Origin of the sequence: Pseudomonas sp. (genome assembly GCF_037994325.1) — a bacterium.
Taxonomy (GTDB): domain Bacteria; phylum Pseudomonadota; class Gammaproteobacteria; order Pseudomonadales; family Pseudomonadaceae; genus Aquipseudomonas.
Genome location: NZ_JBBNAH010000287.1, coordinates 25,527 through 32,994 on the forward strand (window position 1 = coordinate 25,527; position 7,468 = coordinate 32,994).

General features: G+C 58.6%; 10 protein-coding genes. 5 read left to right on the forward strand and 5 right to left on the reverse strand.

The window, feature by feature from the left end; translation table 11 throughout:
* The first annotated feature begins 5 nt into the window (after positions 1-5).
* The 5 genes from metW to AAAB16_RS09740 are packed head-to-tail and all read left to right on the forward strand — an operon-like array spanning position 6 to position 3,225.
* Positions 6-626: a methionine biosynthesis protein MetW gene (metW, locus tag AAAB16_RS09720; RefSeq protein WP_110615324.1), complete on the forward strand. Its 621-nt coding sequence runs from the start codon at positions 6-8 to the stop codon at positions 624-626.
* 26 nt (positions 627-652) lie between these two features.
* On the forward strand, positions 653-1,075 hold the full coding sequence (locus AAAB16_RS09725; protein WP_340663147.1) for a DUF4426 domain-containing protein: 423 nt from the start codon (positions 653-655) through the stop codon (positions 1,073-1,075).
* 8 nt (positions 1,076-1,083) lie between these two features.
* On the forward strand, positions 1,084-1,680 hold the full coding sequence (rdgB, locus tag AAAB16_RS09730) for an RdgB/HAM1 family non-canonical purine NTP pyrophosphatase (protein WP_340663153.1): 597 nt from the start codon (positions 1,084-1,086) through the stop codon (positions 1,678-1,680).
* Between the two features lie 59 nt (positions 1,681-1,739).
* Entirely contained in the window at positions 1,740-2,870 is a 1,131-nt protein-coding gene (gene hemW / locus AAAB16_RS09735) for a radical SAM family heme chaperone HemW (RefSeq protein ID WP_340663154.1), read from the forward strand.
* Positions 2,871-2,901: 31 nt separating this feature from the next.
* Entirely contained in the window at positions 2,902-3,225 is a 324-nt protein-coding gene (locus AAAB16_RS09740) for a DUF3392 domain-containing protein (RefSeq protein WP_108095001.1), read from the forward strand.
* Positions 3,226-3,323: 98 nt separating this feature from the next.
* Here AAAB16_RS09740 and AAAB16_RS09745 read toward each other — a convergent pair whose 3' ends face one another.
* The 5 genes from AAAB16_RS09745 to AAAB16_RS09765 all read right to left on the reverse strand — a co-directional run bounded on the left by AAAB16_RS09745 (position 3,324) and on the right by AAAB16_RS09765 (position 7,125).
* A complete protein-coding gene (locus AAAB16_RS09745; RefSeq protein ID WP_340663148.1) occupies positions 3,324-4,667 on the reverse strand; it encodes a DUF1329 domain-containing protein in 1,344 nt (447 codons plus the stop codon).
* A 178-nt stretch (positions 4,668-4,845) separates the two neighbouring features.
* Entirely contained in the window at positions 4,846-5,493 is a 648-nt protein-coding gene (gene trmB, locus AAAB16_RS09750; RefSeq protein WP_340663155.1) for a tRNA (guanosine(46)-N7)-methyltransferase TrmB, read from the reverse strand.
* Positions 5,494-5,585: 92 nt separating this feature from the next.
* Positions 5,586-6,380 carry a thiazole synthase gene (locus AAAB16_RS09755; RefSeq protein ID WP_340663149.1) on the reverse strand — a complete coding sequence of 265 codons (795 nt, stop codon included), beginning with the start codon at positions 6,378-6,380 and terminating at the stop codon, positions 5,586-5,588.
* A 57-nt stretch (positions 6,381-6,437) separates the two neighbouring features.
* Positions 6,438-6,638, reverse strand: coding sequence for a sulfur carrier protein ThiS (gene thiS, locus AAAB16_RS09760; RefSeq protein ID WP_340663150.1), 201 nt, complete (start codon positions 6,636-6,638; stop codon positions 6,438-6,440).
* A 112-nt stretch (positions 6,639-6,750) separates the two neighbouring features.
* The gene (locus tag AAAB16_RS09765) at positions 6,751-7,125 is read right to left on the reverse strand and encodes a DUF423 domain-containing protein (RefSeq protein WP_340663151.1); all 375 of its coding nucleotides are present in this window, start codon (positions 7,123-7,125) and stop codon (positions 6,751-6,753) included.
* Positions 7,126-7,468: the final 343 nt, after the last annotated feature.

Consider the following 7,468-nt stretch of genomic DNA (forward strand, 5'->3'; position numbering starts at 1 on the left):
TTGCCGTGAGAGCCGATCTGGAAATCATCCAAGACTGGATACCCGCCGGCAGCCGCGTGCTGGACTTGGGCTGCGGCAATGGCGAGCTATTGGCTTGGCTGCGCGACAACAAACAAGTGACCGGCTACGGGCTGGAGATCGACCCGGACAACATTGCCGAATGCGTGACCAAGGGTGTCAACGTCATTGAGCAAAACCTCGACCTGGGTTTGGGCAATTTCGCCAGCAACAGCTTTGACGTGGTGGTCATGACCCAGGCGCTGCAAGCGGTGCAGTACCCGGACAAAATTCTGGAAGAAATGCTCCGCGTTGGCCGTCAGTGCATCATCACCTTCCCCAACTTCGGCCACTGGCGCTGCCGCTACTACCTGGCGCGCAATGGGCGCATGCCGGTGTCGGACTTTATGCCGTACACCTGGTACAACACGCCGAACATCCACTTCTGCACCTTTAAAGACTTTGAAGCCCTGTGCCTGGAGCGCAGCGTCAAAGTGCTCGACCGCCTAGCCGTCGACCACTTGCACCGCAACAGTCTCGCCGCGCGGATGTGGCCTAATCTGTTGGGTGAAATCGGCATTTATCGCGTCAGCGGCCCAGGCGTGTTGGAACACCGCTTCGCCATATAACGCGCCACTGTTTTAGGAGAGCAATCATGCGTCGCCTCGCCCTATTCGTCCTCGCCCTGTGTTTGGCCTTGCCGGCTGCCGCCGAGCGCAAAGCCAGCTTTGGCGAACTGGATGTGCACTACAACGCTTTTAACTCCGGTTTTCTCCAGCCCGATATCGCCGCCGCTGCCGGGCTAACCCGTAGCAAAACCCTTGGCGTGCTGAACGTCGCCGTTCTGAAAAGCGGCAAAGCCAGCAGCGCCACCGTCACCGGCACCGTAACCGACCTGCTAGGCAAAGCGCGCCCGCTGGAGTTCAAGCAGGTAGCCGAAAGCGGCGCGATTTATTACCTCGCGCAATTCCCTTTCGAGCAGCGCGAAGTGCTGCGTTTCAGCCTGAAAGTACGCGTCGGTGAAGGCAGCGAAAACAGCATCGACTTCAACCAAGAATTTTTCCCGGACGATAAATGACAGGCACAGTGATCGACCTCAGCCAACTGGTGCTGGCCAGCCATAACGCCGGCAAGCTCAAAGAACTGCAGGCCATGCTTGGCGATGCCGTGCACGTGCGCTCAGTGGGTGAGTTCAGCCAAATCGAGCCGGAAGAAACTGGTTTGTCGTTTATCGAAAACGCCATTCTTAAAGCGCGTAATGCCGCCCGAGTATCCGGCCTGCCGGCGCTGGCCGACGACTCAGGTTTGGCGGTGGACGCCCTCGGTGGCGCGCCCGGAATTTATTCGGCGCGCTATGCCGATGGCCAGGGCGATGCAGCCAACAACGCCAAGCTGCTGCTGGCCCTCAAGGGTTTGCCGGCAGAACAGCGCGGCGCCCAGTTTGTCTGCTGCCTGGCCTTGGTCCGGCATGCCGACGACCCACTGCCAATCATCTGCGAAGGCCTGTGGCACGGGCGCATTCTCGAGCAGGCCGAAGGTGAACACGGCTTTGGTTACGACCCGCTGTTCTGGGTACCCGAGCGCAACTGCTCCAGCGCCGTGCTCACCCCCGCCGAGAAAAACCAATTGAGCCACCGCGCCCGCGCCATGGCGTTGCTGCGCGAGCGTCTGGGCTTGGCATGAACGACTCTGACCGCGGGCTGATTTTTCCGCCCGCCACTAAGGCCCACAGCCTGCTGCAGATGCCGCCACTGGCGCTGTATATCCATATTCCCTGGTGCGTGCGCAAATGCCCGTACTGCGACTTCAACTCCCATACCGCCAGCCCGGTGTTGCCCGAAACCGAGTATGTCGACGCCCTGCTCGCCGACCTCGACCGAGACCTGCCGCTGGCCCATGGCCGCGAACTGACCTCGATCTTCTTTGGCGGTGGCACCCCAAGCCTGTTTAGTGCCGAGGCGCTCGGGCGCTTGCTGGAAGGCGTACAGCAAAGAATCCGCTTCGCCAGTGATATCGAAATCACCCTGGAGGCCAACCCCGGCACCTTCGAGCAGAACAAATTTCGCGCTTACCGGCAGTTGGGCATTAATCGGCTGTCTATCGGCGTGCAGAGCTTTCAGCAGAGCAAGCTTGAAGCGCTGGGCCGCATCCACAATGGTGATGAAGCCATGCGCGCCGCCGATATGGCGCGCAACGCCGGCTTCGATAACTTCAACCTCGACCTGATGCACGGCCTGCCAGATCAGTCGCTGGACGAAGCACTTAACGACATTCGCCAGGCCATTGCCCTGGCACCGACGCATTTGTCTTGGTATCAGCTGACCCTGGAGCCGAACACGGTGTTCTGGAACCAGCCGCCGGTGCTACCCGAGGACGACACCCTGTGGGACATCCAAGAAGCCGGGCAAGCGCTCCTCGCCGAGCACGGTTACGCCCAGTACGAAGTGTCGGCCTATGCCAAAGACGGCAAACGCGCGCGGCATAATCTCAACTACTGGAGCTTTGGCGATTTCCTCGGCATTGGCGCAGGCGCCCACGCCAAGCTGACCAGCCCGGATGGGCAAATTTTGCGCAGTTGGAAAACCCGTCTGCCCAAGGACTATCTGGACCCGACTAAAAACTTCCAGGCCGGCGCCAAAGCGCTAACCGTGGACGAGCTGCCGTTTGAGTTTTTGATGAATGCCTTGCGCCTGACCGATGGCGTGCCGGCTGAACTGTTTAGCCAACGCACCGGTCTGCCGCTGGAGGACTTCGCAAAGGCCCGCGAACAGGCGCAACAGCGTGGCTTATTGGTAGCCGACCCCGCGCGCCTAGTGGCAACGCCTCAAGGCCAGTTGTTTCTCAATGACCTGCTGCAGTACTTTTTGCGCTGACTTGATTGCCCACTGAGGCTAAGGACACCGGATGGACCTGCTTCTCGACCTGATCGCCACGGTTTCGCGCTGGACCCGCGGGCACCTCTACGATATTTCCCTGGCGATCATGGCCACCGTGCTGGTGTTGTTCGGGCCAGGCATCAACACCTGGATTCAGCAGCGCATCGGCGGCCTGAACTTTATCTTCCGCACCCTACTGTTCGTACTGATCTGCGCGATAGGTTACGGCCTGGCGATGATCTTTCTGACCCCGTGGGTGGCCAAGGGCCTGGGCTACTTCAATAACTACACCCTGGCGCCGGTACTGCTGCTGGTGTTCTTCCTAATCGGCGTGATTGCTGACCGTAACTGAGGCAATGCAGCACACCCTACGAGACCAACGACAACAATCGTTTGCCCCCTACGAAAAAGGCGCCTGATCAGGCGCCTTTTTTATCGACTAGGAATGGATCAATTGCCTTCGCGGCGCAGCGCCTGAGGGGTGAAATCACCTGGCCCCAGCTTGGCGTTGAAGTCGTACATGATTTCGTTGTTATCCATCCCGTCGGCGAAGTAACGCTTGCCGGCGAAGTCGTAGATGGTTTCCAGCGTGCTGCCGAACATAGGGACGTCGTAGTAGCTGATCGGGTGGCTTTCCTGCAGGCCAACCAGTTTGCCGTCCTTGTCGTACAGGTCTACCGCCAGGATCTGCCAGCTGTCTTCATCAAGGTAGAAGCGACGCTTGGCGTACGGGTGGCTAAAGCCTTTGCGCAGCTCAGCTTCAACAATCCACACGCGATGCAGTTCGTAGCGCAACAACTCGGGGTTGATGCTTGTGGGCTTCAAGATGGTGTCGTAAGGAATGCCTTTCTGATGCACGGCGTAGCTGTTGTACGGCACCAACATTTCCTTTTTGCCTTCCAACTTCCACTCGTAGCGGTCAGGCGCGCCGTTGTAGGAGTCGACCATGTCGGCGGTGGCCATACCGTTGGTATCAGGCTGCAGGGTATCGAAGGCCAACATCGGTAGGCGACGCACGCGGCGCTCGCCACGGTTAAAGCGCCATGCCTTGCGGATAGCCTCAACCTGATCGAGGGTTTCCTGCACTACCAGGGCGGAGCCCGCAAGCTTGGCCGGCGCGACCACGCTGTACTTGTAGAAGAACAGGGTGTTGTCGAGTTCGCCGGGGGTCATGCCTTCGCGGCCGTACCGGAAGTAGATGTCACGGTCCAGCTTGAGCAGGTTGTAAGCGCCGTTGGACAGCACCGCCGCCTGGTTGGTGACGAAGTGAATCTGCTCGCCGCGATACCGCATCACGTGGTTCCAGATCGCTTCCTGGCCAGACTGCGGCACCGGAAACGGAATGCCCGCCGCCGCGCCTTGCACACCATTGCCGCCGGAAATCAGCTCAGCGTTGAGGGCGTTATAGCGAGTGGCATCGTAGATACGCTGGGGAGCCGCGGCACTCCGGTGAGTAGGGAACACACGCAGGTAGTAGTCGGGGTTGGTTTCCAGCAAGGTTTTCAGGCCTAACGGCAATTGCGCCTGGTATTGGGCCGCGTTCTTGCTGTTGACCACGAATTGCACCGACTCGCCAGCATAAGGGTCGGGATGGTGCATACCGGGTTTATAGCCAGGGATGGGCTGCGCCAGGCCACCATTCCACTCCGGGATGGTGCCAGCAGCATTGCCTTTACGTTCGCCTCCCAGCGGCGTGAGGTCACCGTTCAGGCGGTTGGCCTGCACCGGGTCGACCTTGGCATGCGCATTGAGCGCAAAAACCGCGAGCAGCAGTACTCCAATATTTCTCAACACAGACTTTCTCCTTGGGACGTCATGACGACACGTCACCTTTATTATTTATCCAGCCAGTCTTGGGTGTTGCTGTGGTGAGGTTAGCCAGCTCTAGCCGGTCTGTTTTAACAACGGTGCAACAAAGCATTGGCAACAAGGTTTGCGCCAGCAGATTGGGCTGGCGCAGTTACAGCAAAAATCAGTCAAGTCGTTCGAACTTGAGATCCCAAACACCATGGCCAAGCCGCTCGCCACGGCGCTCGAACTTGGTAACGGGGCGTTCTTCAGGGCGCGGCACATACGTGCCATCGGCCGCTTGATTGCGATAGCCGGGCGCAGCCTGCATTACTTCCAGCATGACCTCGGCATACGGCTGCCAGTCGGTAGCCATGTGCAAAACACCGCCAACTTTCAGCTTTTGCCTAACCAACTCTGCGAACTCGGCCTGCACGATGCGACGCTTGTGGTGGCGCGCCTTGTGCCAAGGATCCGGGAAAAACAGCAGCAGGCGATCAAGGCTGGCATCAGCCACGCAGCGCTTGAGTACTTCGATGGCGTCACAGTCGTACACGCGCAGATTTTTCAGGTCTTGGGTTAGCACGCCGTTAAGCAGTGCGCCTACACCGGGACGGTGTACTTCCACGCCAATAAAATCCTGCTCCGGCGCAGCGGCAGCCATTTCTAGCAAGGAGTGCCCCATGCCAAAACCAATTTCCAGGGTGCGCGGCGCAGAGCGACCAAACACCTTATCGAAATCGACGAAGTCGTCGGCCAGCGGCAGCACAAATAACGGTTTGCCAATGTCCAGGCCGCGTTGCTGGCCTTCAGTCATGCGCCCGGCGCGCATCACAAAACTCTTGATCGCGCGGTGCTTGCGCTCGCCGGTTTCGGCAGCGTGTTCGGGCTCGGGAATGTCGTGCGGTTCAGTCATGGCGGCTCTTACTTGATCAGACCATCCAGCGGCGAGGACGCGCTGGCATAGAGTTTTTTCGGCATACGGCCAGCCAGGTAAGCCAAGCGCCCGGCGACGATGGCGTGCTTCATGGCTTCAGCCATCAACACCGGATTTTGCGCATGGGCGATGGCGCTGTTCATCAGCACGGCTTCGCAGCCAAGTTCCATCGCGATAGTGGCATCTGAGGCAGTACCGACACCGGCATCGACCAATACCGGAACTTTCGCTTCCTCGAGGATGATGCGCAGGTTGTAGGGATTGCAGATGCCCAAGCCAGTGCCGATAAGGCCGGCCAACGGCATAACCGCGATGCAGCCCATTTCCGCCAATTGACGGGCAATAATTGGGTCGTCGCTGGTGTACACCATGACGTCAAACCCATCTTTGACCAACACTTCGGCGGCCTTGAGGGTTTCAATCACATTGGGGAACAGGGTCTTCTGGTCCGCCAGCACTTCCAGCTTCACCAGCTTGTGGCCATCCAATAGCTCTCGGGCCAGCCGGCAGGTGCGCACGGCTTCGGCGGCGTCATAGCAACCGGCAGTGTTGGGCAGAATGGTGTAACGGTCTGGCGGAATGACATCGAGCAGATTCGGCTCATCCGGGTTCTGGCCGATGTTCGTGCGGCGTACCGCAACAGTGACAATCTCGGCGCCGGAGGCCTCGATGGCACGACGGGTTTCGTCGAGATCCTGATACTTGCCGGTGCCTACCAACAGGCGCGACTGGTAAGTCCGGCCGGCGAGGGTAAAGGGCTTGTCGGTGCGAGATTGGCTCATCGGAAATCCTCTTCAGCTGTGGCGCAAATACGGGGTAGCGGGAAGCGCAGGCGGGGTCTAGCCGCCGCCGATGGCATGCACGATTTCCAGGGCATCGCCCTCGCGCAGAACGGTTGCCTCGTGCTGGCTGCGTGGCACGATATCCAAGTTGAGCTCCACGGCGACACGCCGACCGGTCAGGTCCAGACGGACCAGCAGGTCTGAGACGGTCTGGCCGTCGGGCAACTCGAAAGATTCACCGTTCAACTGAATGCGCATGGCAGGCAATCACAATGTGAGGGGGCCGGCATTCTAGCCCCAACACACGCGTTGACCAAGGCAAAGGCGCGCCATTCGTCTCACAATTGACGCCGCGGTCAGGTTCAGGCGATCAAGCCTGTGTGCGCCAGGCAGCCAAACCCAAACACAACCAACCGGCCAAGAATGACAAGCCACCGAAAGGAGTAATGATGCCGAGCCGACTAATGCCGGTAAGCGTTAACAGATAAAGGCTGCCGGAAAACAGCACAATACCTAAGCAAAACATCCAACCCGCGGCATTCAATAAACGACCCGGCAGATGCAAAGAAAGCAGGGCCACAGCTAGCAATGCCAAGGCGTGAATAAGTTGGTAATGAGTACCCGTTTGAAAAACGGCGAGGTAGTCCGCGGTGAGTTGGCTTTTCAAACCATGCGCGGCGAAAGCGCCAAGCGCGACTCCAGTAAATCCGAAGAACGCTGCCAACATCAGGAATATACGCAACATCAACAAAGCTCCAGACAGGATGAACAGTAGGTTTGCCCATAGCACTGCCCGGAGCTTACAGGAAGAAAAACCAAAGCAAGAGCTCCCAGCTAACCTGGATGAGCCCTCCTGGTGACTAATCCCAATCCAACGAAATAGTGAAAGGTACGGCAAATTTTCTCGGAATAGGCCGCTGGTTTGAGGTTTGGTAGTACCTGAATGTAATTATCGGCTCTACACCCAAGTTAAATCCCTCCGCAGCCCCGCCATCGACCCAGTTTGGTCCCGATACGGTATCGCCACAGTCACTAAAACAATACATACCCTGCCGAGTCAGAAACCCTTCTAAAGGATGGTACATAGG